Below are 26,219 nucleotides of genomic sequence, written 5' to 3' on the forward strand. Positions count from 1 at the left end.
GAGAAATTATAATGACTCAACCACGCCCATTACCAAAAGGACAAACACCGGCCAGATTAAACGCCCGGGGGATTGATTTTTCTGACTATCAAAAAATTGACTACCGGGTCAATCGTAAAGGTGAAGACTGCGTCGAAGTCTGCCGCTCACTGGCGAACCACCTCGATGAAGTCGCTTTAGAAAAACAGGCGGCAGGACATCAGCTCAGTGCCTGCCAGCTCTCGTATAAAGCGGCCGCGTTATACCGGATCTCCCATTACGGGATTCTGGAGTTTGATGACGAAAAGGCGGAGTTATATCAAAAAGAGTTGGAAATTTTTTCCCGCGCCCTGTCACTCGATACTCGCTTTAGTGCAGAACGAACCGAAATTCCCTACCGGGAAGGAAAACTGGTCGGCTGGCTGATGAAGCCTTTAAATTGCAGCGATGATGTCCCGGTCGTGATTGCGACCGGCGGTATTACCGGCTTTAAAGAAGAAGTTCATTATGTGATTACCCACTTTCTTGAACGGGGAATCGCGGTCTTGAATATCGACGGCCCGGGGCAGGGAGAAACATTCTATCATTATGGCATCGGTGTTGAACCGGAATCAGAACAGGCACATGAGGTGATGATTGACTACTTGCTTAACCGAAATGATGTAAGCAACGATATCGCTTTATATGGTTTATGTATGGGTGGATTACTGGTAGCCAGAACCGCAGCGGCATATCGGGATAAGATCAAAGCGATTGTCTGTATGGGCGGCGGCTACGAGCTGACGAGCAGTGTCAAAGAACACCCTCAGTTTGAAGCTGTATTTGCCTATCGCGGTAAAGTGGCAATTGATGACGTCTACCCATTTGTCGACCGCTTCTCGATGGATACACTGTCCGCCAAAGTTGACCGTCCGCTCTTGATTATTCACAACCGTCCGGACTTTTTAATTCCGTCGTCGAACGTCAAGCGCATTTATGAAGAAGCGACTACAACCGATAAACAGCAAGTATTCTTTAAAGGCGCGGAACACAACGCGCATAATGCCAATGCTGAGGCTTGCGCACTGGCAGCCGACTGGCTGACCGAGCGATTAGTCAATCGCCAAGAGAATGCCAACGCACCAATATCAAGCAAACAAGCCGGTTTAGTGACTGGATAACCGCCGGAAAACAGCATGAGCCTTGCATTCGCAAGGCTCATTTTTATACATGACTGACATGTAATTACACGGTGATGCATGAGCAGGCAAATCTCATCCTCGTTACGATCAAACTGTGCTACGCTATAAGCATTCATTTGCATAAAATTCTGAGTGAAGCTCATCTATTTTCCTTTAGGACGTGTGAATCATGATATGGGTATTTTTACCGCTGATGATTGTACTTTTCCGCTGGAAGTCATTTGATATATCACAATGGCGCTTCACGGCTTACTATGTATTGTATGCCATCATGCTGACGTATTTTTATCATCGCCCCCTTTCACCTGATCTCGGCAGTTTCTATCTGGGTATTCCGGCGATTTGTTATGTCTCTTTTCTGTTTCCCAATTTGCAAAACTATTATCCGGAGTCAGCCGTCAGAATGCTCAGCATCATGGGACTGTCGGTGACTTTTGTAACTTTGCTCTACAGCCTGATCTTCAACGGGACCTGGCGATGAATCATCGGCATCTACAGGTTGTGCGAGTCCGGATGTCGCCTGTTCAATTTGTTTCGGGATCTGTTGAATAAAGGTTTTAATCAGCTCCTGAATCAATTTATCCGACTCATCTTTCACCCGATCAAGAGTCGCCAGTTTCAGCCGGAACAAATGAATGGACGACTTAACCTTCGCCATCTGCGCCAACTGCTTCGGATTCAGTTTCTGCTGTTGTTTCGGTGGCTTCGGTTTGAACGCTTTTTCTACCTGCTGTAAAAGCTTACTCGTATCGGTCATCGGATGCTCCTCAACACAACCTACGATTCATTTTAGCTTTTCCTTTTCACAAACTATCGGTGAAACAACGGATATATTCCCCCATTTCACCGGGTATTTCAGCGCAGAAATAACATAATCAAACCACGTTGTTTATCAGGAAAAACCCTATGTTCAAAATACCTTCACGCTGGCTTTTTACGCTGCTCCTCTTGCTATCGGGATGCTCAGTTCAACTCGTTGCTGAATTTGATCCGCAAACCCTGAATCAACTTCAGCAAATCAATAACCAAATCGACCGGCTGTATTTGCAGATGTCGGCTCTGCCGGCAACGCAGCGTCAGTATCAGCAATTTCAGCCTCAATATTTGGATATTGATGTCACGATTCGCGGATTCGTCCGGCTTCAGGAGTGGCGGCAAATGAATGAAGAAACCTACAAACAAGCACAAATTCTGGCAAAACTCTGGCAACAGGACATGCAGCAACACCGGAAAAGTGGTCATCTCTCTGATTTTCTGCTCAAACGTCACCGCGCGCAGTATCAGCAGTTGATCAACACCATCGCACAGGGTGAGTTAGCGAAAAAAGCTGCCCATCCCTGACATGAATCACGCAGTCTCATCAATCATTGCTCACAAATCATAATTCATCACAAACAAAGGAGTCGCTATGCCTTTTTCTATAGATACCGTCATCGATCAGATTACAGCGCAATTCGGGCAGTCCCCCTTACAATCGACTATCGAAAACGCACTCAAGACGAGTCTGGCCCAAAAGCAGGAAGAATTTGAGGCACTAGAGACCGCACTGCACAATGGCGACCTGACGCCAGAAGAGTTTCAAATCGAAATCGAACGCGAAAAAGCGCTCCTGACCGCAGAGATGGAAACCCTACAAATCATGGCGAAAGCCGAGGTCCAAAAAGTGGTAAATCAGGTATTTCAGGCTATTACCAGCCAGTTGAAATAACCCCGACACAGTAATCTTCACAGGTACGGAAGGAAAGATGATGAGACGCGTTCGAATCACACGCATTATTTGGGTTCCGTCCGGTTTTCACATCGTCCGCCGTACCGCGAGGCGTGCGTCGAAACAGCGCTCACTCGTAAAGACCCCGGCCACTCAAAACACGGTGCCACAACCGCCGCAGATGACTGAAGCCATGACGCGATCAACGAACGCCACGGCACAACAGCCAGAGCAGGATGCAACGCCTGTCACCTCCCCTAGAGCACAAACCACACCGGATGCTCTTGCAAAAGCGGAGACATCTCACTCAGCACCATCCGATCCGGAGCCGGGCGAGATTGCTTCATTTCCCGAACAATGTAATCCCTATCAGGACTTTTTACAGAACTTACCCCATTATTTGCATGCGATGCCGGCAGAAGCGTTTGTAACCCATTCCCCCGTGGAACCGACACTCTCGTCCTCGAAAACATCGTGTTTACCCGGGAATAGCGTCCCTGTCGCCCCGCCGCTCGTTCCTCACTTGCTCGAGCGCCCGAGAGCCCCTCATATCTCTCCGCCACCCGAGGCAGAGCATCATTCAAACGATGATCATGAGGATGACGATGAAGCACATCATCCTTTTATCGAACATGTCTGGCTCATCCCGCATCTACGCCAACTGACCGGTATCCGTCATGTGCTGCGGGCATCCGCGGTTCTCAATCCGGCACCATTACCAACGACAGCCCGAACTTCATCAACACCGGCACTCACAACTTCATCAGAAAACAGTCATTACTCATTCATTCAGCCAAGTTTATCTCCGCCTGAACCTTTAGGATCACCTTGTCATGACTCAACTTGGAGAAAGAGAATGAGACAATTGCTATTTCGCTTATGTGAAGCCGCTGATGGCCGTCACTTTGCTTTCCTCACTGATCAGCCGGACGTAGAGGACTTGTTCGACAACGGCTACAAAGTTGCCTATAAAAACCGCGACAGATCAACCGGTGAGGGTATGCTGGCGCGCTGGAGAAAAGCCTACTCCGTCAAATCGGCAAGTTACCAGCAGCTGCCGGAGCAAGACGGTTTGCCGGACGGTGTCCAAATTGCCTTCGATACCATGATCCGCAACTTAATTCCCGGGGTTGATGTATTCTTCTGTGACTATAACTTAGCCATTGAAGCTGATTTGCCCATCTGTAATCACATGATGGAACAATACCGTTCGACCGACTTTGTGCTTTTTTCGTGCGAAGAATTGATTGGCAATGATCCCACCACACAACCTTACATGGTTTCTTATGCCTCCCCGCGTTATCAGGATGGCGGTAATACCAGCAGCCAGCATCGAATTTATTGCAAAACCGACGCTTTTGCTTTTTGTCAGTCCATTCATGCGATTGTGGTTCAACAAGAAAAAGATGCTCTGAGTGGCGGGCATATTCGCACTGAAGTCGATACATACATCGGTGATCCGCCCGTCGAAGCCGCTGTTGCCGAGCAAGTCATCAATCGATTTGTCGAAGCACTGCCGCAATACAACAGTTCAGTCAAAGCGCTGAAGGCGCCGCAGACAGAATAAGTTCTGGAGGTGGTATGAAAGCAGAACGACTGTATTATGCGGCCTTGAGTGCCGCATTAATGGCAAAGGCTGAACCGGCACTCGCCCAACAACTAGCCTACCAACTCGCTTATCTCACAGCCAATCCGAAGCTGCTGGGATATCCGACGACCACGCCATCAAATGATTCAGCACCTGAGAAGCGGCCAGTCAACGATACAACCCTGACGCAGCAAGCAAGCGATTCGGTCTCGTCCTCGCTACAGTCTCATCAGTTACAGACTCACCAAGGACAGGCACATCAAGCATTTGCTCCGCAGGATCAGCACTTACGGCAATCTCCGCAGCGCTGGCCGATTAATCCGCTCAACCACGTCGATTGGCTCGGTGGCGGTCGTCTGAATGAACGTTGGCTCAAACAACAGAAGTTTGCCACGGACAGACAACCACGCACGACCACGCACTCAACCGCCCCCTCGTTTCAACGTGTCCCAGTCCCAGCCTCTCCCGCGGATGAGGAACGAATTTTCAATCGCATCAATGATGCCATCATGCGGGCATTGGTCCACTCGGATCCCGATGCGCAGCGTAAATTTGCCGTCGCGCTATTTGCCTGCCTTCGTCATTACCGCTGGCCTGCGCCTGAGGCTGAACGAGAAATCTATTGGCTGATCATGCATTCAGTCCGCTGCTACCGATACGGCACCCGGCTGCAATGGGGCAAGGCGTTTGCCACCGGTATCGAGGCCAGACAGCAGCGCAATCCAATGTATCGGATCGTGTCAGAGTTCCTCAATCACCCACAGCCAGAACGCGCGCAAATCGCGCTCAAACAAGTGATGATGCAACTGAAACAACTGCCCCCTATTCTTCAGGCACAATGTTTAGAGCTCGGCATTGTTTATCGGGATCCCCATACTCTGGCAACCGACAAGTGTTCTATTTTGTATGATGTCCTCAATCCACCGGCACTGGATAAGGCGGTGACGTGGTTTTGGAATGAATGAGTCATTGGCGGTTTTTATATTTCACGCCATCCTTGGGAGCCGGTGGCTGGGAAGATAAAACTTGTGATGCAGGTGTTTGGTGCGCAATGACTTACCTCGGTTTCATCAACATCACCGGATGCGCCCCAGGTACTTTTTCATGGCCGAAAAAGTACCCAAAAATGCCTGAGGTTTGGGTTCAGCGCACCGAATCAGGGTCGGATTGATTCGCATCCTGCTCAGGCAATCCTGAAAAATCCATCCGGGATTTTTCACCCTGAGAGCATCGATCAATTTGGCTTCGCTTTAAAAATGTTTCACGACAGCAAATCAACCGCTCAACCAAGAAAACCATTCCGGGAGAATGGTTAGGCTTTTCCGGGCAGGACGCCCGTAAAAGCCGGTTCTGGACAACGTGCGACGCCGTCAAACAAAAAAAGATTTTCTGGTTCGTCTTTCATCTCTGAAAGATGAACTGGCGCACTGAACGCCAATGCCTCTGAAATCGAAAAAACCAATTGTGCGTCAAATTTGGGAGCCGGAGGCTGGGAAGGTAAAACGACAGCGCTCAATCCCCTATCCTCTCCTGACAAACCTGCTCCACCAGTGCTTGTAAACGCTGCACTTCAATCGCCAGATAATTCAATTCTTCTTCGGTAATCTCGTAGTGCTCCGAATAACGGGCATCAATATACGCCCGTTGCAGACGACGAAAACTCCGCCGATGGAATTGGCTGTCGAGCAGGAAAATAGTCGTAAACTCAGGATCAATTTGTGCGCACAATTTCCCCAGCTTTTCAATATTGTGAGACTTTGGCAGGTAATTCGTACACACCAATAGTGTACAAGAGAAAAGATGTTCAGTTGCTTGATGAAGCAGAAAAGCCGCCTTTTTCAACCAATTCTTTGCCATGGTAATTTCATATAAAGCAAAAAACTGAGAGGCACTTTCAGACCATTGTTCATAATGCTTACGAGCAATATCTCGCAGTTCTTCCTCGCTCAAATGTCCCGGGATCGCCAGCGGTTTTGGAGTAGCAGCAAACAGCTCGATTCCCTCTTCACGAATATCACTAAAAAAATAATGCCCCTGTTGCAGTCGCTCGTTGACTTCCTGCAAATCGTGGACAATCAAACCAAGCGGGGCTGATTTTACTTTGCGGTCAATTTGCTCTTCAGCCCGTTGCCAGACCACATAGTCCTCGACCAAGGCGGCCTTATTCACAATCACTAAAATATCGTAATCACTGATATAACCATTGGCTGGATCATTGACCCAGCACCCTTTGGCATGGCTGCCAAACAGAATAATTTTCAGGATCCGAAACTCACTCTTACTGCCTTTTTTGCCTTCAAGATAGTCTTCCAGCGTATCGCGCAGAATCGTCGAGATCGTCGCAAGCTCATGCTGTTTGTATTCGGGTAGATGATCGAGTGCAGTTTTCATAATCCGGCATTGGGTTTGCTGTGGATGAATAACGCTAGCATAAAAGAAGGCGGTAACAAAGAATACGACTTCTCCCCGGATTACATCGATCCTTGAGAGAAAATGCGATTCAATTCAAAGCAGTAGCCATTATTCTTTTGATCTCGGTGCTCTGAAATCGAAAAAACTAATTGTGCGTCAAATTTGGGAGCCGGTGGCTGGGAAGATAAAACTTGTGATGCAGGTGTTTGGGACGCAATCACTTTCCTCGATTTCATTAGCATCCTCGAACGCGCCCCAGGTACTTTTTCATGGCCGAAAAAGTACCCAAAAATGCCTGAGGTTTGGGTTCAGCGCACCGAATCAGGGTCGGATTGATTCGCATCCTGCTCAGGCAATCCTGAAAAATCCATCCTTGGATTTTTCACCCTGAGTTCAGAGATAAAATTGGCCTTCTTGATGTTTCACTTTACTCAAATCAACCGCTCAACCAAGAAAACCATTCCGGGAGAATGGTTAGGCTTTTCCGGGCAGGACGCCCGTAAAAGCCGGTTCTGGACAACGTGCGACTAAGTCAAACAAAAAAAGATTTTCTGGTTCGTCTTTCATCTCTGAAAGATGAACTGGCGCACTGAGCACCAATGCCTCTGAAATCGAAAAACCCAATTGTGCGTCAAATCGAGAAGCCGAAGGCTGGATTGCTCCGAGAAAGACAGACGGTTTCTAAGCTGCCTACGCGGCAGCGAATTATACGACATCCCTCTAATTAGCTCCCTATATTCGAAGTCTGGAAAAGTATATACGCATCATGAACACCTTGTATGAACATTTGAGCAGCGATAATTGTGAGAATCAGGCCCATCAATCTTGTTGTAATACTAATTCCCGCTTCTCCTATTTTTTCAACTAATTTGGCACCATACAAAAAGCACACGAAAGTAATCAGGCACAGTAAAGCAAATGAAATTATCGTGATAATAATATGCAGTATTTGTCCGGATGCTGAGTAGTTCATCGCGGTAGCAATGGTACCCGGGCCGGCCAGAATCGGCAGAGCCAAAGGCGAAATTGCAATATCTCTGTCGTCGTCATCTAGTGTGGTATCTGAGTGAGAGTGAAGCTTGGACGCGCTACCATGTAACATATTATAACCGACGATAAAGACTAAAATGCCACCAGAAAGTCTTAATGCCGGTAAGGTAATCCCAAAGACTTCGAAGATACCTTTTCCCAACAGACAGAATGCGGTGATGATAATAAAGGCGGTGAGCAGGGCTTTAATGGTCGTATTTTTTCGCTGTTGCTGATTTTGGTTAGCAGTCAGGCCGATAAATACGGCGGTATTCGCAATAGGATTCATCATGGCAAAAAATCCCATAAAAACCGTAATCGCCATGGTCGTTATATCGTGCATCATAAGGAGGAGCCAGCTTTATCTGATTGAGTAAGAATTAGTTATCATGTTTTATGGCGACGTGTCTATCAATCCATCAACTTTGTAGCGAGATATATCGCTCATACATCACCATATTTTTGAACCGAAGGCTAAACCGAAAGAACTCAGGAAAAAACACCGAGATCCGCCCTCCTCAATCACTTACAGTCCCCCTGTACACCACAACATCACTGATCAATCCATCATGTAAGGAGCACCGATGAATGCCCAACAACTGCTCGGATTCTTTGCCGAGCATTACGATTTTCAGCGTGCCAATCAGTATCTTGCCGATCCGGAGATCCGCGCCTTCGCCAAATCCTGGCTGACGGTCGAGCTGGGGCAAACGCTGCTACAACACGTGCCGAATGCCCGGCTTGCCTATACACCACGCTATGCTGACCATGAGAGTTACCTCCATTACCGGGAAAAGGACGATCAGATTGACATTTGCAATAAACGGGCAGCGTCTTACGCTGATTTCAGCATCGGACAGGCACAGAAATCCGTCTGGTATGAAGTTTTTTTCATCCACGAGCAGCAGTTTCGCCTTGCCCGGGAACGGCAGAAAATGCACATGAATATGGCGCGAGTGACGGCTTTTCAGCGCTATCTGCAAGGGGATCAGGTCTGTTTACTCAGTGTATTGTGGGGCGCTTTTGATACCCGGGATGCAGCATTGCTGGCTGAATTTGATCACCCGTCACTCTGTACCTATGCCTTAGATTCGCTGCGTCAGGGGAGCGGTCAGATTTCGCGGTTATGTCAGATTGATAAGCAAGCCAAACCGAGACTGATTCTGGCGGCCTATATGCCGAAGTCATGAGTGAGACCAATGCGCATCGACTGAAATAATGTGTGCGGCTTCAATCAAATTTCTTCGCGACTTCTGCCGCTTTATTCCCCAATTCAGAAAAATTAGCGGTGCCTTTTTCCATAATTTGCTGGGCTTGTTCAATCACTTTGATATATTTTTCGTCGCCGGTGGCTAACAACTGTGACAGGGCCACCCCAATGGCCGTGGTACTGATGGTATTGAGGTTCCGGAGATTATCGACAGCATCCTGAACGGCAATTGCCGTTGACTGTGCAACGGACTGTTGGGCCTTTTCAGTGGTTGATCCTTTCGACATGGTTCCTCATCAAAGCATCGCGCTGAATTCAGATAGTGTGTCAAACTGCGACGTCATTCGTCATCGCCTAGCCTTGCTGTAAGATCAGGGCGCACGCGGTGGATGTTGCAGCATTACTGACGGCTTGCATCCCCTGTTGAATCGTGACTGCATTTTGCATATGCAGGCCCATGGTATCGGACATAGCTGATTCCGTCAGTTGATTGATCATCTCATCGACCTGCTCCAGATCGGTATTTTCCTGCTTTGCCATGATACATTCTCCGCGGATGAAATCATCTTCGCCGGTTGAAGGGGGATTCGCCATTCACAGCGCTTGAGTTGAATGGCTTTGCCCCTTGTCTGATGGCCAATCCCATCCATTAATCTTTTTCGACAATATCTTCAGCAGCCCGGCCTAAAACCGCCGTGCCGATAGCCGTTAGGGCATTGATCCCCTGTACCGTTGCAGATTGCATCGTGATTCCGGCCTGTTGCTGTGCCGATGTGGCATTATGGTTGAGATTCGACATCGCCAGACTCATTGCAGTATAGAGATTACCCATCGCATTGGCTGGGGAACTCGCCAGTACCTGCGTATTGGTCTGAGTGATTGCATCTGTAATTTGTTCATTCACTTTTTTAGACATAATTTCCTCGTTTATGCGTGCTGCTCAGGCAATACCTGCTGAAGTTGCTGATTGATTTTTTGCATTTCCTGCTCGATCTGGGTGTGAACGTCTTCAAACATCTGGTTCACTTCCTGATGAACCTTTTGAATATTTTCGTCCATCTCCAATGACTTAAATTGATCCTGATTCTGGCGGACCATGTGCCGAATCTCTTGCATCTGGTTTTCCGTCGCTTGCTGAATCTGGTTTAGCCGCTGCTCGATATTGGTAGACGATGATTGCTCACTCATTCTTCTGTTTCCTCCGGCTGTTGTTTATTCCGTTTTAAAAACTTGAATAAGTTAAATCGCTTGGGTTGTTTGGTATCCGCTGTCACCGTGTCTGAGTCATTCGTATCCGGGGACAAACGATCTGATCCATCGACAAAAATAGCGGGCTCTGCATTCGAATCTTTTCGGGACGATGCCGGCATAACCGAGGTCTGCGTTTGCAACAGCCGGGCACAAGCATTGGTCACCGACGCTGCGGTTGTCATTTGTGACTGTTGCTGGCTGGTGATTGCGTTATACATCGACAGCCCTAATGTATCTGCCAATGTGGTTTCTAACAGGCTGGTCGGCTGGGCCGTATAGGCCTGCAAGGTATTAAAATGTTCAATCGTCTGCTGTGGCAACTCTTGCCGCGATTCGTTTTCATAGCGGGGATTCTGCTCTTGCATCATCGTCACTCCTTGATTGTTGCTGATGATCCTGATTTCCGCTGCTGCCGATCAAAGATCATCGTGTGGATTGGATCAGGACCGCTCACTCATCTCTTGTTTTCACTGCGCCTCAATACGGGCTCGTCGTATCGGGCGCTGTGATTATTTGTCAGAGTCGTACAGCACTGTGGCAATTTTTTCCCCGACGACGCCAAAGTTATCCGCACCACTGGTCACGACTTTTTGGGCCTGTTCAATGATATGGGCATACTTTAAATCACCGGTTTCTAACATCTGACTCAGTGCGGTACCAATAGCCGTAGTACTAAGCGTATTGAGGTTACGCAGATTGTCTGTCGCATCCGATAGTGCCAGTGCAGTCGATTGAGCAACCGACTGAAATGCAGCGTTAAATGCACTTTGATCCGGCTCAGGAGGACGTAAGGTATCTTTCATCTTATGCTCCTTTTAAGACCCTTTACCGGACGAGCCGGTAAAGGGAATGAAAGCACTGATTAATCTTTCTCAATAATGCCTTCGGCGCTACGGCCAACTACCGAACCGCCGATGGACATTAAGGAGTTGACGCCCTGCACGGTGGCGGCCTGCATCGTAATTTGCGCTTGCTGCTGGGCAGCAGTCGCATTGTGAGCAGCCGTGCCGAGGGCCTGACCGGTTGACATCAGTAAGTTACCCATTGCCATAGCTGGCGTTTCACCGACGACTTTTGTATTGACTTGTGTGACCGAGTCTGTCACCTGTTCATTCACTGGCATTGTGATTTCCTTTTACGAGTTAATTAATGAAATGGTGTCCTGCTCACGCCACTTCGGATGTCAGACAGGACGCGTTAACACAAACTGGTGTTAACCTTTTTCAATGATGCCTTCAGCACCCCGTCCGATGACGGAAGAACCAATAGCCATCAAAGAGTTGACCCCCTGCACGGTAGCAGCTTGCATGGTGATTTGTGCCTGTTGCTGTGCCGCTGTCGCATTGTGTGCTGCATTACTTAATGCATGGCTGGTTGACATCAGCAAGTTGCCCATAGCCATCGCGGGAGTTTCCCCGACAACTTTTGTATTCACCTGCGTTACTGAATCGGTGATTTGTTCATTCACTGGCATAATATTCTCCTACGTTCACTGAATTAGCTTTTTTTGCTAGGTTCTAGAATCAGCTCGACACTCCGGCCAATAATCGCACTGCCGGTACTGAGCAGGGAATTGACCCCCTGTACTGTCGAGGTCTGGTGGACCAAAGTTGCCTGCTGGTTCGCACTCACACTGCTGTGCGCGGTCAGTCCCATGGCATGGCTGGTGGAAATCATCAGATTCCCAACCGCTGCTGCCGGTGTACTGCCAACGGCTTCCGTGTTGACTTGAGTTACTGAATCAGTAACCGCATCATTTACTGGCATAGATATGCTCCTCTTAGTCATGAAAGATGACGATTCATCTTTCAAAGCAGGTCAGGATGACGAACTTTTCAGTGCAATGGCGTAAATCAAACTCGAACTCAGTGCTGTGTTGGTTACGACTATTGTCTGTATCTGCTGCTGAACCTGAGTTGCATTTTGTGCGGCTCGACCAAGTGAGGCGGCAACCAGATTCATTTGCGTATTTCGTGAAACCTTGGGTGTCAATTCGCTTAACAACTTCTGAACATCAATTTCCATCTTCCGGCTTCCTGACGCCATCCTGTGACTGAGTTTCATATTAGAAGTAAGTCGCTTGAATAACTTGGCTTAACAGATGAATAATCACGACTTATCCGGCAAATAAAAGGTGACTAATGGGTAACGTAATAGTCGTTTTCCCGACGCTGCACCTGCCGATACTCTCTTGGTGTACAGCCGGTATAGCGTTTGAACATCTTTTCAAAATGACTGAGGTCGCCAAACCCGGCATTCATACAAACATCGGTGATCTTGATCAGCGGGTTGGTCGTGATCAGACGCTGCGCTTCACGGATCCGAAGCTGACACAGCATGGTCTTGAATGAACTGCCCAGATGTTCCCGGAACAAGTATGATAAATGGGAGGCACTGGTATAACTGGCGGCGGCAATTTGGCTCAGTGAGATCTCTTCGTGGAAGTGCTCACTTAAAAACAGCAATGCTTTGGATAATGCAGGATGCATATTTGTCCATATGGTTTGATCATGACAGAGTAAATGCTCGATCAAATCCACTTTGGGCGTTGCTTTTTGACAGAGACCTAAATTCGCCAGATCATCGGCAGTGATCTCGGTTTGCTCCAACGAGGTAATTAACAATAATATATTTTGCAACTGGCTAATATTGCCGGGCCACTCATATTTTTTCAGTTGTTCCACTGCATCATCAGAAAATAAAACCGGGCGATTAAAGCGACTCAAAATGAATTGAACATGCTGTTCGATATCTTGTTTTCTTTCTCTCAGTGGCGGCAAATGAAAATTAAACTGAGGCACGGAAGAGCCTAGTATTTTTGCAATAAACTGTTGTTCTGAAGGTAAACTATAAAAAGGTTCTGAACAGGAGACAATCAAGCGAATTTTATTTTTCCTTAATGCTTCCTGAAATGAATCCTGCGTGAACAAAAAAATCAATTCATCTTTGAATGATGGTTCTAATTTATCGACCTCTTCCAGATAAATGGAACCGCTCCCGACTTGCTCAATACAATGACACAGATAGTCGCGATATGTTTGAGCATTATGAAGATTGGCAGGAACACAGGTGAACGGCTCTCGTGAACGAGAGCTGTGATAGTGAATATTACATGCCACATCTTTCTTTTCACAGCCCGGCTCGCCCGAAATGAATACTGGAAAATTAACTTCAGAAGCAAAGCGAATCTGTTGTTTAATCCGCTTCATCAAATTCGAATCACCAAGAATAGGATAGAAAAGGTCCTTGTTGTGATTGAAATTCTCAAGAGATGAATCGTATACGTGGTTTGTCTTATTTATCATTGTTTAATTCCTTTTATTTACCATTGACGTCAACGTTTTATGCTAAACGGGACAATCTGGTTAATATTGGAATTTACAATGATCTTTTCGGTCTAAATGATGTTGATAATATTTATCTATCTCAAGAATTTTCGCCACTTATTATCATAAATAATATTTAAAAATTAGTATTTCTATCAAATTTGTGACTGGTATTTTATCGTTCAGCCCACTCATCATTAAAGATAAAATTATCAATTGAATGTTTCCAAATCCATGCAATGTCTTAAGTCAACACGACAACATTCCCTTTATGACATTGAGTGAAAAGGGGGCATACCTACGCTGCTAGTTCATCTTCAACTCTAACTGCGCCTCATATTCTTGATCTTTCTTGTCTTGGTGCCTGACGTACCGCCTGATGATTTCTTCATTTACACCAACCGTATCAACAAAATACCCTCTCGCCCAAAAATGATTGCCCCATAATTTCTTTCTTATATGCGGAAATTTATTAAACAATCTAATTGCTGAACGACCTTTCAATATCCCCATTAACGTCGATACAGATACTTTGGGTGGAACTATCACTACCAAGTGAACGTGATCCGGCTGAATATTTAACTCCAACACTTCACAATCTTTCATATTGCACAAAATATAGATCGAGCGATAAAGCTCCTTACCTACATTTCCTTTTAAGATCTTAAACCTGGATTTCGGCGTCCAAACTATGTGGTATTTACAACGCCAATAGACATGTGATGAACTTCTATAGTCGCCCATGTTTTTTGTTTCCTCTTACTTGTGGTGAATAAGAGGTTTACTTCTAACATGGGCACTTCTCAATAGCCCAAAGGGACAATCACCACCGCCCAAGGCGGTGGTTTAGGGATGACAATAAAAAAGGATTGAGGCGAATGCGCTCAATCCTATCCCCAAATGATGGCATTGCCGCGAAGAAGGTGCTCGCAGTCAACAACGTTACAACGTCAGCAAAAGGTGAGTCATGCTTTGTGATATTTCAGCCAATTCAATCACGCCATCCATCACATTAAATCGAAAAACACAAATTCATTTTGCCAGACTCACCTCTCTCATCCTATTTTGCAACCGATGCCGAAACTGGGTTAGCAGATTTCGCTTCACGGGGTTCACCGAAGAAGAAAGTCAGCGTCGCAGCAATGGCAATACCGACAACTGAAGCCACGATGGCAGCCCAGACAGATGCGTCCACGCCTGTCGAAGGAATATATTGCGGAAACGCCAGAATACTGGGCAATGCAAATGAGAAGACTTTGGTCTGATACAAACCAATAATCCCGCCACCAATCGCGCCACCGACACAACCGAAAATAAACGGACGCTTACGCGGCAAAGTCACCCCATAAATCGCCGGTTCAGTAATACCGAACAATCCGGTAGTAAATGCAGAACTTGCCAGCGCTCTGGTTTTCGGATCCCGGGATCTGAGGAAAACACCTAATGCTGCCCCGGCTTGTGCCAGTACCGCAGCCAGACAAAGTGGTCCAATGGTATCAGCGCCAAACACACTGAGGTTGTTGATCATAATGGGTACGAAGCCCCAATGCAGGCCAAAAATCACGAATACTTGCCAGAAAGCACCGATCACCACCCCGGCAATCATTGGACTGGCGCTGTAAATGAATTCGAATCCGCTCGCCAGTAGATGACTTACCCAAGTTGCAGCCGGACCGATGAGCAAGAAGGTCAGAGGCGTCGTAATCATGATACACAACAGGGGCGTAAACAGATTTGTGACGGCACTGGGCATATACTTTTTGAAGAATTTCTCTAGTTTACAACTCACAAACGCTGCAAAAATAATCGGCATGACCGAAGAAGCATAATTCATGAATGTGACCGATATACCGAGGAATTCGATGCCGGCAGCATCGGGTAATTGCTGAGCATGAAAAGCTGCAATCATCGACGGATGGACCAACGCACCGCCAATCGCCATGGTGACAAATGGATTCCCGCCGAATTTCACACCGGAGGTATACCCGAGAGCGACAGGGAAAAAGAAGAACAGCGCATCACTGGCTGCATTGAAGATCTGGTAAGTTCCGCTACTTGTCGTCAGGACCTGCGTCGCAACCCCCAGAGCCAGCAAACCTTTCAGGATCCCCGAAGCCGCCATAATGCCCAGTAACGGTGTAAAGATACCGGAAACAATATCAATAAACGTACTCAGGATACCTTGTTTTTCTTTTCCTGCCGCTTTAGCCCTCTCTGGATGCTCACTTGGCAAAAAACCACCATGTTGCAAAAAAGACTGGATCGCGCTGAACACATCACCGACATGATTGCCGATCACCACTTGAAATTGCCCTCCGCTTTCCACCACGGCGATCACTGCCGGATTTTCTTGCAACGATTCCCGTTTCGCAGCCGACATATCAAGCAACTTGAATCTCAACCGAGTCGCACAATGGACCAAACTATCAATATTCGCAGCCCCGCCTACAGCCTCAACGATCTCGGCAGCAAGTTTTTCATAAGCCATAAAGTAAGCCTCACATCATTTATCATTCACATACCGGAAGCAAAAAAAAACCTGAAAGAGTTCGTTCACATTTCAATGAACCGACCCTTTCAGGTTTTGCCCGCTTTTCACGGTAACAATCCTAAAATTCAAAAACCGATAATAAAAAAACCTGACCACCCGAAGTTACTTGAAAGAGATCTCTCACTTCGTTTGTGTCAGGTTTTGCCTGCATGAAATACAGTAACAATCCGATATAAACACGTTTTACCTTCTCTGATTCAATCAAACAATCAAGAACTATTGCGATTGTGATATGGATCAGGTAATTGATTTAAGTATCGAAACCAATTACATGAGACTGTTCGTGTGACGCTGAAGTAATCTGCAACATTATCTAACTCATTTCACCGACCGATACATTAATCAGCTCAAGGTATTTGCTCGCCGAAACCACATCTTCAACACATTTTCCCGATCAAGTCGTAACTGTTTTGCATGTACAAATTAAGGGCGAGCCCTCATAAAGCGTTCCTCTTTCATTGTTTTCCCCCATTGCTCACCAATATATTGTTCTATACATGAAAAACCATATTTCTCGTAGAGATGGTGCGCAGCTTCCAGCCCTTCAACGGTGTACAGATGCGTTTCATCAAAACCCGATGCATCCACGAATGCTAAAGCAGCCGTCAGAAGTTTGATGGCCGACACCGGTTCCTCTGGCTTTGTCATCAACAATAAACCGGCGTAAGTGGGCTTTCCCCGGACCTAAATCTTCTCCGTCAATGGCAATTGAACCCACAATCTCTTCGCCCAGTTTGGCGACCCATATTTCATTGTGAGCATGATCTAAACGGCCACAAAACTCCGCGAGCCCGCTTGCGACCGCAGATTCAAATGGCTGCCCAAAGCCAATTTCTCTTGAATAATATAAGCTATGCATTGCCGTTATTTGGGCGATCAGGCCATGACAATAACCCGTGGATATTGTCATTTCAGGACAGCGATTTACTTCACTCAAAGGAAATTGATATGTTTACAATTGCAGCAGATGTCACTGGGAGAATGCCCGCTCTAGTGTGCAAACACACGCAGCCTGTACTGGACAGATATAAAAGGCAGTGAACTGCTTGCTATGCAGGTAGATAATCATGTTGTCAGGCGCTGGCCGTTACCGGAAAAACTCGGCTCGTTTGTACTCACCGAACCATGCGACGATCATCGCCGGAGCGGAAAAAATGATGGATTCGTGAGGTCTTGTGGCCGAAAACACAGAGAGAACAGCCTTCGGATAGAACGATATTCAGCCCCCGGCAACGACTAATTCCGTGCCAGCCTTTTTAAACAACGCTTGATAATCAGGCTCTGGCCAGATATCAGTAATACAAAGATCAAATTCAGAAAGATTAGCGACTTTTAAAGCACCACGTTTACGAAATTTTGATGAATCAAGCAACAAAATACTGCGTGTTGCGGATGACATCATGGCCTTTTTCACAGCGACCTTCTCCATATCGAAATCTAATATATTCCCCAATGAATCCAGACCGGAAGCACAAATCAACGCACAGTCTGCGAAATAACTTCTAATTTCATCGCAGGTTTTCGCGCCTGTCAGAGAGCCATCAGCACCTCGCAAAGTGCCGCCGGTCACAATCACATTATGTTCACTACCATGCGCTGCAAAAATCATGGCCGCAGATAAGTTATGAGTCATAATCTGTCGCCCGGGCAACAGCGCCATCGCCGATGCCACCCGGTCACAAGTCGTGCCCGTATCAATAAAACAGCTCTCCGTCGGTTCCAGACATGCTAACGCTGCTTTAGCAATGACCGATTTAGCGTCCGTCATCATTTCAGATTTAAATCGATACCCCAACCGCACGTCGGTATCCGCCTCAGTAACCCCGCCATGAAAACGCTGCAAGAGATTTTCATCACACAATTTTTTCAGATCGCGCCGAATGGTGGGCTGCGAACAGTCCAGCTTTTTGGCTAAAAACTCGATCGAGGCATACCCCTGCTGACGAACAATTTCTAATAATTTCTGGTGTCGGACTTGGGACAAGTGATGATCTCCAAATTGTCATAATGAACATTTATGCTCAAATCTACCAAAATTCACTCCCTTTGTGATTTATTCTGCTTAAGAGTCATAAAAAATTCATGAATACATTGTTTTCACTCGAAATAAAAACCAACCGTCTTTACTGTAATGGTAAAGCGACACTGATTCGTCTTATCGATGCTGATAGCGCATTCGCCCTTGCGCTTAAAGACTGCCTGAGCCGACAAGATGTCCTAAAGCTCATCCGCGACTTTCCCAATGAAGTTCAGATACCACCGGTCGGTGTGATTGGCCCCAAAGAGGCGACAGACGCTCAGTATCAATGTGCACAAGCTCTTGGGAACAAGCTTGCCAATCTTGGGCTTTGTGTCGTTTGTGGCGGACGAAACGGTTCAATGGAAGCCGTTTGTAAAGGCGTCTATCAGGCAGGCGGGAAATCGATCGCTCTGCTTCCCGGAGATAATTGGCTGGAAGCGAACCCTTACGTGACCATCCCTGTCGTCACCAATATGGGGCCAACCAGAAACTCATTAATCGCTCAGACAGCTTTTGCCCTGATTGCGGTTGGCGGCGGTTACGGCACCCTGACGGAAATGGCCTATGGCCTGCATTATGGTAAAGCGGTATTTGCCACCTGCGACGCACCTCAAATTAAAGGCGCCCGATACGACACAGATCTTGAGACCATTGTGACCAATATATGCAACATCTTATTTGGTGACCTGTCATTCAATGAACCCGCGATCGCGTCATAAACAAACCTTAAACAATACGTAATCAAAATGTCATCGCACAGCATCATGATCACAAACAATCAAATTGAACGATTGTTGTCATGAAAAAGATTACGTCTATTTACATTATTTATTTGTTGCTACCAATTCTCCTTTTGGCAGTCGGCTCCTTTGGACAAAGTTGGGTCAATACCCTGCTGCCAAACGGATTTACCTTCGACTGGTATATTCAGATATTGCAGTCAACCGCTTATCGTAATGCGTTATTGATGAGCCTGCAGGTCTGTATCGCCGTCTGTCTGGTCAATTTACTGGTGGTGACGCCTGTGGTGTACTTACTCCAGTTAACGGATAGTTTGCGATTAAATAAGCTCTCTCGCATGTCAGCACTCATGCCGATAGCGGTACCGGAACTCGTGATAGGTTTTGGTTTCATCCTTGCTTTCACCTCAGATGCGCTGCCCTGGCTAGGCACCACGTGGGTCCTGATTCTTGGCCACTGGGTACTGACATTCCCTTATTTTTTCTTCAGCCTGTCGGCGGATATTGAGAAATCACCACTCAAAAGTCTGGATCGAGTCGCGCAGTCTTTCGGCGCATCATCTGCCCGGCGTTTTGTCACCGTATTTTTGCCTCTGGCATCGCAATCGTTACTGACCGGCCTTTTGACGGTAGCAGCGATTTCATTGGGTGAATTTCAACTCAGCAACCTCATCGCCGGATTTATGAACCGGACTTACCCCACCTTGTTACTGCAGGCTTTCTATGGCGCGACGGGGCTTGCTTGTGCCGCCACAATGATTTTACTGGTGCTGGCAATAGCCATGTCACTACTCTCCAGTCTTCCTCACTGGTCAGATACAAGGAGTCACAGCTAATGATTGAATTTCGCTCGGTCTCTTTTACTTATCCCGACAGTGATGTCGGTGTACATGATATTTCGTTATCGGTTAACAATGGTGAATTACTGGCTATCCTTGGTAAAAGTGGCTGTGGAAAAACCACGTTACTCAAACTTCTGGCCGGATTTGAACAGCCAAATTCAGGACAAGTTATCATTCATCACCAAGATCAATCGGGCATTCCGTGTTCGCAACGTCGTCTTGGCATTGTATTTCAGGACTATGCACTCTTTCCGCATTACAATGTCTTAAAGAATGTCATGTACCCGCTCAAAATCAATAAAACGGCCAATGCCCGAGAGAAAGCAATGGCGATGATCGAGCTGGTTGGTCTTGGGGGGATGGAAAACCGAATGCCTCACCAGCTTTCCGGAGGACAAAAACAACGTGTGGCACTGGCTCGCGCTTTGGTTTTTGAACCGCAAGCCTTGCTACTGGATGAACCCCTGTCGGCACTTGATGCTTCCCTCCGTCAGGAAATGCGCGACGAAATTGTCAAAATCCAAAAAACACTCAATATCACGACCTTTTTGATTACGCATGATCAGGAAGAAGCCATGAGCATGGCCGATCAGGTTGCGGTGATGGAAAATGGTCAAATTCAGCAATGTGGTCAGCCGTTGACGATTTATCACCGCCCCAATTCCGTCGCAGTTGCTCGCTTTGTCGGTAAAGCCAATATTCTATCTGGCACAACAGCACAAAACGGCCTGATCAAAACTTCGTTGGGTGATATTCGCTTACCACAAACAGATTTGATGGCAGATCAGTCCGTTCAGTTAGTGATCCGACCGGAACAAATTATTGCGGCACCGGATATAACAGCACCCAACCAATTTGCTGTAGAGGCGATCGAACAACAGCAATTTCTCGGCCATACCATGGCTTACCGACTACGCGTCAGTGGTCAACCTCTTGATGTATATACCCCTTATTTAACGACACCCTTAACCCGAATCGCCATTCCTGCCGAATCGGTTCATGTGATTGAAAACGGAGACTTTTGATGAAATCTTTCAAGACTACGCTCGCGGCAACCTTACTGGCACTATTACCAGTGTGCAGCAGTATGGCTCAAGCACTAAAGAGTCCGGAATTGTACCCGGGGGAACAAGCTCAATACGACAAAGCCACCAAAGAAGGCATGGTGGTTTCATTTGATACCGGCCCGACTTGGGCGAACTGGGGCTCGATGTTTAAAGCATTCAAAAAGCGCTATCCGGGGATGGAAATTGTTTACAATGATTTAGGGTCGGCAGCAACGGTTGTTGCGCTGGAGAAATCTAAACATCGCCCTCAAGCCGATACTGCATACTACTTTGGCGCGTCAGCGATTGATGCGAGTAAGCGAAATCTTCTGAGTGGATTCAAACCCGTTAACTTCAATAAAATTCCTCAGGTTTTTAAAGATCCGGATGGCAAATGGTTCACCATTCATACTTTAAATGTGGCGTTTCTGGTGAATAAAAAACTGGTTAAACACGTGCCGACCTCTTGGGCCGACTTACAGAAATCCGAATACAAGAACAGCATCGTATATCAAGATCCCCGAACGACTGGTCAGGGGCAAGTTGTTGTTTTAGCGGCGAATGACGCTCAAGGCGGTGATATGTCCAATGTTGCTCCTGGCGCGAAGTACTTCGGCCATTTAAAAACCATGGGTAATACTTTGCGAGTGGTAGGAACCACACCATACGCACAGTTCGTTAAAGGTGAAATTCCGATTTGGATTGGTTATGAAAACGATGGCCTGAAAGCAATGATTAAAGATGGTATGGGCGAGAACGTCGCAGTCATCATTCCCAAAGAGGCCTCGCTTGCCGCACCATACGCCATCTCAATGGTAAAAAATGGTCCTAACCCTGAATCGGCAAAATTATGGCTGAATTTTGTGATGTCTGAAAAGGGACAATCAATTTTTGCAGAGGGATTTGTTCGCCCGGTACTGACAGAGATGACCCTGCCAAAATCAGTGCAAGATAAGTTAGTGAAAGCGCCCCAGATTCACCCTCTGGACCTTGAAGCCGCGGCTAAAATCAAACCACAACTTGATAAGCTGTGGGCGAAAGCTGTCCTCACTCACTAATCATAACTAAGGATAAAACTGTGAAATTTGTAAAATGGGTTCGTTGGCTCACCGTCACTCCCGGATTGCTTGGTTACGGCCTGTTTTTCATTTTTCCTGTGATGTTAGTCTTTTCTGAGGCGCTTTCCGCGCCTCTCGAAACCTTCAATCGCATGATTTCTGATAGCTACCTCGTGGGAAGTATCCAAGGGAGTCTCTTACTTGCACTAACTACATCAGCAGGCTCACTCACCGTTGCTCTGTGTATCGCCCGATTTTTAAGCCAGTGCCACCCTGTCGTCCGGCAGTGGTTAAGCGTGGGTATCGCTCTCCCATTAGTCTTTAGCGGGTTGATCGTCGCCTATGGTTTTATTCTCACTTTTGGAAGAGCTGGTTTTGTAACGCAATTACTCGGGCATGTCGGTGTCCCGGAATCCGTGTTCGGTAATCTGATTTTTACGCCCTTTGGTCTGGGGCTGGCATATTGCTACTACCTGATCCCCAGAGCCGTATTTATTTTGCTCCCCGTCATGTTAAATTTTGACTGGCAGCAAATTAAGGTTTCCGAAAGTTTCGGCGCTTCAAAATGGCAAAGCTACCGTTACATATTTATCCCTCAGCTTTACCCGGCGATGATCACTTCACTATGTGTCATGGTCTCGGTGGCACTCGGAGCATATGGTACGGCATTAGCGCTGTCCGGCACCCAACTGAATATATTACCTCTCACGCTTTACAGTAAAATATCTGATGGCGGGGCCGATTTTCCGGTCGTAGGCATGTTATCTATCGTTTTGGTCGCCCTGTGTATTGCGTTTACTTATCTGGCAGAATGGTTCAAACGTCGCTATGAATTCGCAGGCTCATCATAGGTTCATATAAATCAAATCGTTAAAAATCCATTGACCCTATTGTTTGAATGACGATGTTGTTTGAATAACGATATAGTTTGAATGACGATATGGTTTGAATCACAACGGCTCCTGTGAATTGGTACTAATTCAGGCATTGCTGATCTTTAATCCAATGAGCCATTATATTGAAAGCATTGGGTGAATACGAGTAACGACCTAATAACACAAACAGGTATTCCTTCCATACAGGCCATTGAGATGACAATTGATAGTCAAAAAGTTCGCTACGGAGAAGACCGTGAGTGGCGTTAGGTAACTGTTTTATACATCGAGATACATCACGGGGAAGCAGTCTGTGCCAAACGTCAACCGTCTCAGTGTGATCGACATTTCTATCCTGTTCTCCCATCAGCAACAAGGTAGCAGTATGCATCTCAGATATATCTTTCCTTGAATCAGACTGTGAATTACGTCGTTCAAAATCTGCTCTGGTACAAATTGAGGCACAAGGTTCGCTAGCCTTTGCGATGCTGAATTGTTCGTTAAATTCCAGTTCAGCTCTTTTCTGAGCTTCCTTTATAGCGTCAACAGAGTAATGCTCTAGTTTAAGTCGTTCTCCGGTGTAGTAAATACTTTGACTTCGCCAGTTGATTGCGGCACCGACAAGAACAGCAAAATCAGTTTTGGTGAACTGACTAGCCTTAGGGACAACCCAACCCGCCTGAGAAAAACCAAGATACCCTCCACGACTATTTCTCAGTTCAGGCAGTTCTCTAAGTTGTTTCATCGCTGTGGCTGCCTCAATCGAACGATCGAACATAGTCTGAGCGAACCAATTGCCAGAGCTAAGGCCAACGCCAGGTTTATCCCAAGAATAAACTGCAACACCGTTTGATACGAGAAAACGAACCAATGGGACATAGCCTCCGTTTGACCAGCGATCCTGTGGTCCATCTCCGTGAATTAAGACAACAAATGGAGGAGAAACAACATGAGGAGGAAGGATCAGTGTTCCACTTAAAACGTCACTGCCATGAGTAAAAGATAACGTTCTCTGAGTACCAGTGTTTTCTAATCCAAAATTCAAAAAACGAAACACCATGAAAAGAAAGATTAAAACCACCAACAATAAAAGAGATTTTTGCGACTTATATTTAATCATCAGATTACTCGACCTCTTTTCATCTCATTGCACTCACTCAAACCTGAAATATACATCAGGACACGAAGCAACTAATTACGGGATGTTTACGGTCCACTCCTTGAGGTGCGTGTCCTGCTTATTTTAAAACGTGAATTAACCTGTCTTTCCGGTCTATTTTAACAGAATCTGACCCTTAAGATCTGATTCACCAAGGTCAGCTCTACCCTCCTAACCACAATCGTATGATCGCAATATTATTTACTCAGTTTCACCAAGTTTTCCCCATAAATCACCACTACCATGACGCTCAAACCGAAAGCTTTTATCAACCCATTGTGCCACCTCTCATTGTAACGATCCTGAGCGGGTAGCCACCAACAATTGGAGGTAGCAACCATGACCGCCAAAAGCGCAGGAAAACAATCAGGCATCGACAACCCCTTGTTGCAGAGTCGAACCAATCTTGGCTCCAAACAAGAGTCGCCATCCAAAGGAAGAAAATCACAATATGTTGCCGAAAATCTCAAAGAAGACTTTTGGCAACCCGTGAAGAACAGCCAATAGCCCAAAACAAGGAGATAACAATGATAGCGGAGTCAGAAAACAACTTTGTCCAACTGCTGTTGGATGGCGATGAATTCTTTGATGCCTTTCACACCCAGTTGACAGCCGTACAAAACGCCGCACCAGCCAACAATACCTATGTCAGGCTGGCATACTGGTGGGCCAGTCCAACATTTACCGTTGACGGCAATAATGGTGCGGTGACACTGCCACAAGCCTTATACAACGTTGCCAATGCAGGCCATAAGGTAGACGTTATTTTATGGAACCCCAACAAAGTCGATAAAAAATTTGATCCGACAGGAATGACGATAGACAACTACAACGACCACAGCAGTTTAAAAAACCTCTGCACCACAACAACCGGTGCCAACTACCATGCCAATATTTCGGTTTACCTTGAAACCTACGATGGTTGGTGGGGCGCTTCTACCCATCAAAAAATAGCGATATTTTCAATTGCGGGCAGGTTGACCGTACTGGTTGGGGGGTTAAACCTGGCAAACGATTATTATGCTGATATACCGCACGATGTCGAAACCTGGCACGACACAGGAATACAGATAAATGGACCGGCAGCGTGTGATGTGGAAGGGGAATGGATCCGACGCTGGAACAAAGGGTTTACCCAACTGAAGTATTTGGAATCACAGGTCCCCGTGCTCGGTGGCGTATTGAAATCAGTGTTCAATACCGTTTACTCACCGGTATGTGCCCAAAGAAATCAACAGCTGGTTGCATTGGTGCGACCACTGACTGATGTAACAGTAGCAACAACCAACGCTGAGGGCTATCTGTACCGAGAAACCAATATTCAGGCAAAATTGCTCCAGGAGATCGGGCGGGCGAACAACTATATTTATCTGGAAAACTTCACATTGAGCGACCCTTCTGTCGTGCGGGCGATACATGATCGACTTCAAGCTGTCCCCACGTTAAAAGTGATCGTTATGTTGCCAGAGAACCCGAGCTATCTTGATCGCATGTCATTTTTGAAGATTGCCATGCAGTCAATTACTGATTTTACCTACACAACCAATGCAGGAAACGTAACAGTCACCAGAGCCAATTGTGATATTTGGTCACTGTCTGAGAGCTATAATTTCTCCAATACAGCACGAAGTTATACATCAACCTTCAAAAATCCCTGGATGGCAAATGATGGTATAAAATACCGCCTCACTGTCGGTGATCGTACTGAAAAACTGGCAAAATTCGTCAATATCACGGCAATAAACGGGGGATTACGGTTTTACAAAGTAAACAACGCTGCCGGCCAAAATATCTACATCCATTCAAAACTGGTATTGATTGATGACAGAGTTGCTTTGATAGGCTCAGCCAACTTTAATTTCCGCTCAATGGTATACGATGGCGAATTGTCTTGTTTTATCTACGATCGTACAGTCGGACAGGTCAGGAATATCCGAAGCCGACTATTTGCCCATTATGATATTGACTTTGATGCCAACTGGAATATTCAAAACCTCAATACCCCGAACACCACCACTGTCTTGCCAATACCATTGAACGAGTACAATACTGACCACGGAGAAGCCCCCAACTTTACTTGGGAATAGCAAGATCAGGTAGAACTAGCAGGATTGCGTTTGCTAGTTCTACCAAATCGGAGCTATAAAAAGGTCCAATTCCGTTTTAGCTTTCGTAAAGTGTTTAAATCATTCGGTTACAAAAGTAACGCTGGTAACATAAAAGGCTATTTTCAGAAACTTTGAA

The 26,219-nt window shown here is 46.4% G+C and carries 33 protein-coding genes; 13 read left to right on the forward strand and 20 right to left on the reverse strand.

What is annotated here, in order from left to right; genetic code table 11:
* The first annotated feature begins 11 nt into the window (after window positions 1-11).
* Window positions 12-1,139, forward strand: a complete 1,128-nt coding sequence (locus AC55NX_RS16150) for an alpha/beta hydrolase family protein (RefSeq protein ID WP_496996664.1) — start codon at window positions 12-14, stop codon at window positions 1,137-1,139.
* Window positions 1,140-1,551: 412 nt separating this feature from the next.
* On the opposite strand, the gene AC55NX_RS16155 is transcribed toward AC55NX_RS16150, so the two are convergent.
* The gene (locus AC55NX_RS16155; RefSeq protein ID WP_496996665.1) at window positions 1,552-1,917 is read right to left on the reverse strand and encodes a hypothetical protein; all 366 of its coding nucleotides are present in this window, start codon (window positions 1,915-1,917) and stop codon (window positions 1,552-1,554) included.
* A gap of 149 nt (window positions 1,918-2,066) precedes the next feature.
* Between AC55NX_RS16155 and AC55NX_RS16160 the strand changes: the two genes are divergently transcribed.
* The 4 genes from AC55NX_RS16160 (at window position 2,067) to AC55NX_RS16175 (ending at window position 5,421) form a co-directional block, all read left to right on the forward strand.
* Window positions 2,067-2,501 carry a hypothetical protein gene (locus AC55NX_RS16160; protein WP_496996666.1) on the forward strand — a complete coding sequence of 145 codons (435 nt, stop codon included), beginning with the start codon at window positions 2,067-2,069 and terminating at the stop codon, window positions 2,499-2,501.
* 67 nt (window positions 2,502-2,568) lie between these two features.
* Window positions 2,569-2,868, forward strand: coding sequence for a hypothetical protein (locus AC55NX_RS16165; protein WP_496996667.1), 300 nt, complete (start codon window positions 2,569-2,571; stop codon window positions 2,866-2,868).
* Between the two features lie 37 nt (window positions 2,869-2,905).
* Complete coding sequence (locus tag AC55NX_RS16170; RefSeq protein WP_496996668.1) at window positions 2,906-4,435, forward strand: hypothetical protein; 1,530 nt, start codon at window positions 2,906-2,908, stop codon at window positions 4,433-4,435.
* A 14-nt stretch (window positions 4,436-4,449) separates the two neighbouring features.
* The gene (locus AC55NX_RS16175; protein WP_496996669.1) at window positions 4,450-5,421 is read left to right on the forward strand and encodes a hypothetical protein; all 972 of its coding nucleotides are present in this window, start codon (window positions 4,450-4,452) and stop codon (window positions 5,419-5,421) included.
* Between the two features lie 347 nt (window positions 5,422-5,768).
* On the opposite strand, the gene AC55NX_RS16180 is transcribed toward AC55NX_RS16175, so the two are convergent.
* The 3 genes from AC55NX_RS16180 to AC55NX_RS16190 form a co-directional block, all read right to left on the reverse strand.
* Entirely contained in the window at window positions 5,769-5,972 is a 204-nt protein-coding gene (locus tag AC55NX_RS16180) for a hypothetical protein (RefSeq protein ID WP_496996670.1), read from the reverse strand.
* Window positions 5,969-6,847, reverse strand: a complete 879-nt coding sequence (locus AC55NX_RS16185; RefSeq protein WP_496996671.1) for a HEPN domain-containing protein — start codon at window positions 6,845-6,847, stop codon at window positions 5,969-5,971. Before AC55NX_RS16185 ends, AC55NX_RS16180 begins: the two co-directional genes overlap by 4 nt.
* A gap of 745 nt (window positions 6,848-7,592) precedes the next feature.
* Window positions 7,593-8,240: a MarC family protein gene (locus AC55NX_RS16190; RefSeq protein WP_496996690.1), complete on the reverse strand. Its 648-nt coding sequence runs from the start codon at window positions 8,238-8,240 to the stop codon at window positions 7,593-7,595.
* A 241-nt stretch (window positions 8,241-8,481) separates the two neighbouring features.
* Here AC55NX_RS16190 and AC55NX_RS16195 point away from each other — a divergent pair, with 241 nt between their 5' ends.
* Window positions 8,482-9,087, forward strand: a complete 606-nt coding sequence (locus AC55NX_RS16195) for a hypothetical protein (RefSeq protein WP_496996672.1) — start codon at window positions 8,482-8,484, stop codon at window positions 9,085-9,087.
* Between the two features lie 40 nt (window positions 9,088-9,127).
* On the opposite strand, the gene AC55NX_RS16200 is transcribed toward AC55NX_RS16195, so the two are convergent.
* The 15 genes from AC55NX_RS16200 to AC55NX_RS16270 all read right to left on the reverse strand — a co-directional run bounded on the left by AC55NX_RS16200 (window position 9,128) and on the right by AC55NX_RS16270 (window position 18,219).
* Complete coding sequence (locus AC55NX_RS16200) at window positions 9,128-9,394, reverse strand: hypothetical protein (RefSeq protein ID WP_059121641.1); 267 nt, start codon at window positions 9,392-9,394, stop codon at window positions 9,128-9,130.
* 67 nt (window positions 9,395-9,461) lie between these two features.
* The gene (locus AC55NX_RS16205; protein ID WP_231735768.1) at window positions 9,462-9,701 is read right to left on the reverse strand and encodes a RebB family R body protein; all 240 of its coding nucleotides are present in this window, start codon (window positions 9,699-9,701) and stop codon (window positions 9,462-9,464) included.
* A 55-nt stretch (window positions 9,702-9,756) separates the two neighbouring features.
* Window positions 9,757-10,023: a RebB family R body protein gene (locus tag AC55NX_RS16210; protein WP_059121642.1), complete on the reverse strand. Its 267-nt coding sequence runs from the start codon at window positions 10,021-10,023 to the stop codon at window positions 9,757-9,759.
* 11 nt (window positions 10,024-10,034) lie between these two features.
* Window positions 10,035-10,295, reverse strand: coding sequence for a hypothetical protein (locus AC55NX_RS16215; protein ID WP_496996673.1), 261 nt, complete (start codon window positions 10,293-10,295; stop codon window positions 10,035-10,037).
* Window positions 10,292-10,726, reverse strand: a complete 435-nt coding sequence (locus tag AC55NX_RS16220; RefSeq protein ID WP_496996674.1) for a RebB family R body protein — start codon at window positions 10,724-10,726, stop codon at window positions 10,292-10,294. The genes AC55NX_RS16215 and AC55NX_RS16220 overlap by 4 nt, the downstream gene beginning before the upstream one ends.
* Before the next feature lie 141 nt (window positions 10,727-10,867).
* On the reverse strand, window positions 10,868-11,161 hold the full coding sequence (locus AC55NX_RS16225; protein WP_059121644.1) for a RebB family R body protein: 294 nt from the start codon (window positions 11,159-11,161) through the stop codon (window positions 10,868-10,870).
* A gap of 59 nt (window positions 11,162-11,220) precedes the next feature.
* Window positions 11,221-11,481: a RebB family R body protein gene (locus tag AC55NX_RS16230; protein WP_021019359.1), complete on the reverse strand. Its 261-nt coding sequence runs from the start codon at window positions 11,479-11,481 to the stop codon at window positions 11,221-11,223.
* Between the two features lie 90 nt (window positions 11,482-11,571).
* Window positions 11,572-11,832: a RebB family R body protein gene (locus AC55NX_RS16235; RefSeq protein WP_021019358.1), complete on the reverse strand. Its 261-nt coding sequence runs from the start codon at window positions 11,830-11,832 to the stop codon at window positions 11,572-11,574.
* Between the two features lie 23 nt (window positions 11,833-11,855).
* A complete protein-coding gene (locus AC55NX_RS16240) occupies window positions 11,856-12,125 on the reverse strand; it encodes a RebB family R body protein (protein ID WP_496996675.1) in 270 nt (89 codons plus the stop codon).
* 51 nt (window positions 12,126-12,176) lie between these two features.
* Complete coding sequence (locus AC55NX_RS16245; protein ID WP_496996676.1) at window positions 12,177-12,383, reverse strand: RebB family R body protein; 207 nt, start codon at window positions 12,381-12,383, stop codon at window positions 12,177-12,179.
* 113 nt (window positions 12,384-12,496) lie between these two features.
* Complete coding sequence (locus AC55NX_RS16250) at window positions 12,497-13,663, reverse strand: helix-turn-helix domain-containing protein (protein WP_496996677.1); 1,167 nt, start codon at window positions 13,661-13,663, stop codon at window positions 12,497-12,499.
* A gap of 327 nt (window positions 13,664-13,990) precedes the next feature.
* Window positions 13,991-14,428 (reverse strand): IS200/IS605 family transposase, encoded by a 438-nt coding sequence (gene tnpA / locus AC55NX_RS16255; protein ID WP_496996678.1) that lies wholly within the window; start codon window positions 14,426-14,428, stop codon window positions 13,991-13,993.
* 316 nt (window positions 14,429-14,744) lie between these two features.
* Window positions 14,745-16,172, reverse strand: coding sequence for a PTS transporter subunit EIIC (locus AC55NX_RS16260; protein WP_496996679.1), 1,428 nt, complete (start codon window positions 16,170-16,172; stop codon window positions 14,745-14,747).
* 631 nt (window positions 16,173-16,803) lie between these two features.
* Window positions 16,804-17,094, reverse strand: a complete 291-nt coding sequence (locus AC55NX_RS16265; protein WP_496996680.1) for a GNAT family N-acetyltransferase — start codon at window positions 17,092-17,094, stop codon at window positions 16,804-16,806.
* A gap of 360 nt (window positions 17,095-17,454) precedes the next feature.
* Window positions 17,455-18,219: a DeoR/GlpR family DNA-binding transcription regulator gene (locus tag AC55NX_RS16270; protein ID WP_496996681.1), complete on the reverse strand. Its 765-nt coding sequence runs from the start codon at window positions 18,217-18,219 to the stop codon at window positions 17,455-17,457.
* A 98-nt stretch (window positions 18,220-18,317) separates the two neighbouring features.
* Between AC55NX_RS16270 and AC55NX_RS16275 the strand changes: the two genes are divergently transcribed.
* The 5 genes from AC55NX_RS16275 (at window position 18,318) to AC55NX_RS16295 (ending at window position 22,792) form a co-directional block, all read left to right on the forward strand.
* On the forward strand, window positions 18,318-18,974 hold the full coding sequence (locus AC55NX_RS16275) for an SLOG cluster 4 domain-containing protein (protein ID WP_496996682.1): 657 nt from the start codon (window positions 18,318-18,320) through the stop codon (window positions 18,972-18,974).
* Window positions 18,975-19,054: 80 nt separating this feature from the next.
* A complete protein-coding gene (locus AC55NX_RS16280) occupies window positions 19,055-19,831 on the forward strand; it encodes an ABC transporter permease (protein ID WP_496996683.1) in 777 nt (258 codons plus the stop codon).
* Window positions 19,831-20,862, forward strand: coding sequence for an ABC transporter ATP-binding protein (locus AC55NX_RS16285; RefSeq protein ID WP_496996684.1), 1,032 nt, complete (start codon window positions 19,831-19,833; stop codon window positions 20,860-20,862). The genes AC55NX_RS16280 and AC55NX_RS16285 overlap by 1 nt, the downstream gene beginning before the upstream one ends.
* Window positions 20,862-21,941: an extracellular solute-binding protein gene (locus AC55NX_RS16290; RefSeq protein WP_496996685.1), complete on the forward strand. Its 1,080-nt coding sequence runs from the start codon at window positions 20,862-20,864 to the stop codon at window positions 21,939-21,941. The genes AC55NX_RS16285 and AC55NX_RS16290 overlap by 1 nt, the downstream gene beginning before the upstream one ends.
* A 20-nt stretch (window positions 21,942-21,961) precedes the next feature.
* Window positions 21,962-22,792, forward strand: coding sequence for an ABC transporter permease (locus tag AC55NX_RS16295; RefSeq protein ID WP_496996686.1), 831 nt, complete (start codon window positions 21,962-21,964; stop codon window positions 22,790-22,792).
* A gap of 124 nt (window positions 22,793-22,916) precedes the next feature.
* On the opposite strand, the gene AC55NX_RS16300 is transcribed toward AC55NX_RS16295, so the two are convergent.
* Window positions 22,917-23,936, reverse strand: coding sequence for an alpha/beta hydrolase family protein (locus AC55NX_RS16300; protein WP_496996687.1), 1,020 nt, complete (start codon window positions 23,934-23,936; stop codon window positions 22,917-22,919).
* 378 nt (window positions 23,937-24,314) lie between these two features.
* Here AC55NX_RS16300 and AC55NX_RS16305 point away from each other — a divergent pair, with 378 nt between their 5' ends.
* Entirely contained in the window at window positions 24,315-24,482 is a 168-nt protein-coding gene (locus AC55NX_RS16305; protein ID WP_496996688.1) for a hypothetical protein, read from the forward strand.
* A 20-nt stretch (window positions 24,483-24,502) separates the two neighbouring features.
* Window positions 24,503-26,062 (forward strand): phospholipase D-like domain-containing protein, encoded by a 1,560-nt coding sequence (locus AC55NX_RS16310; RefSeq protein ID WP_496996689.1) that lies wholly within the window; start codon window positions 24,503-24,505, stop codon window positions 26,060-26,062.
* The last annotated feature ends 157 nt before the right edge of the window (window positions 26,063-26,219 follow it).

This window comes from Vibrio rubrogenes (assembly GCF_059641415.1).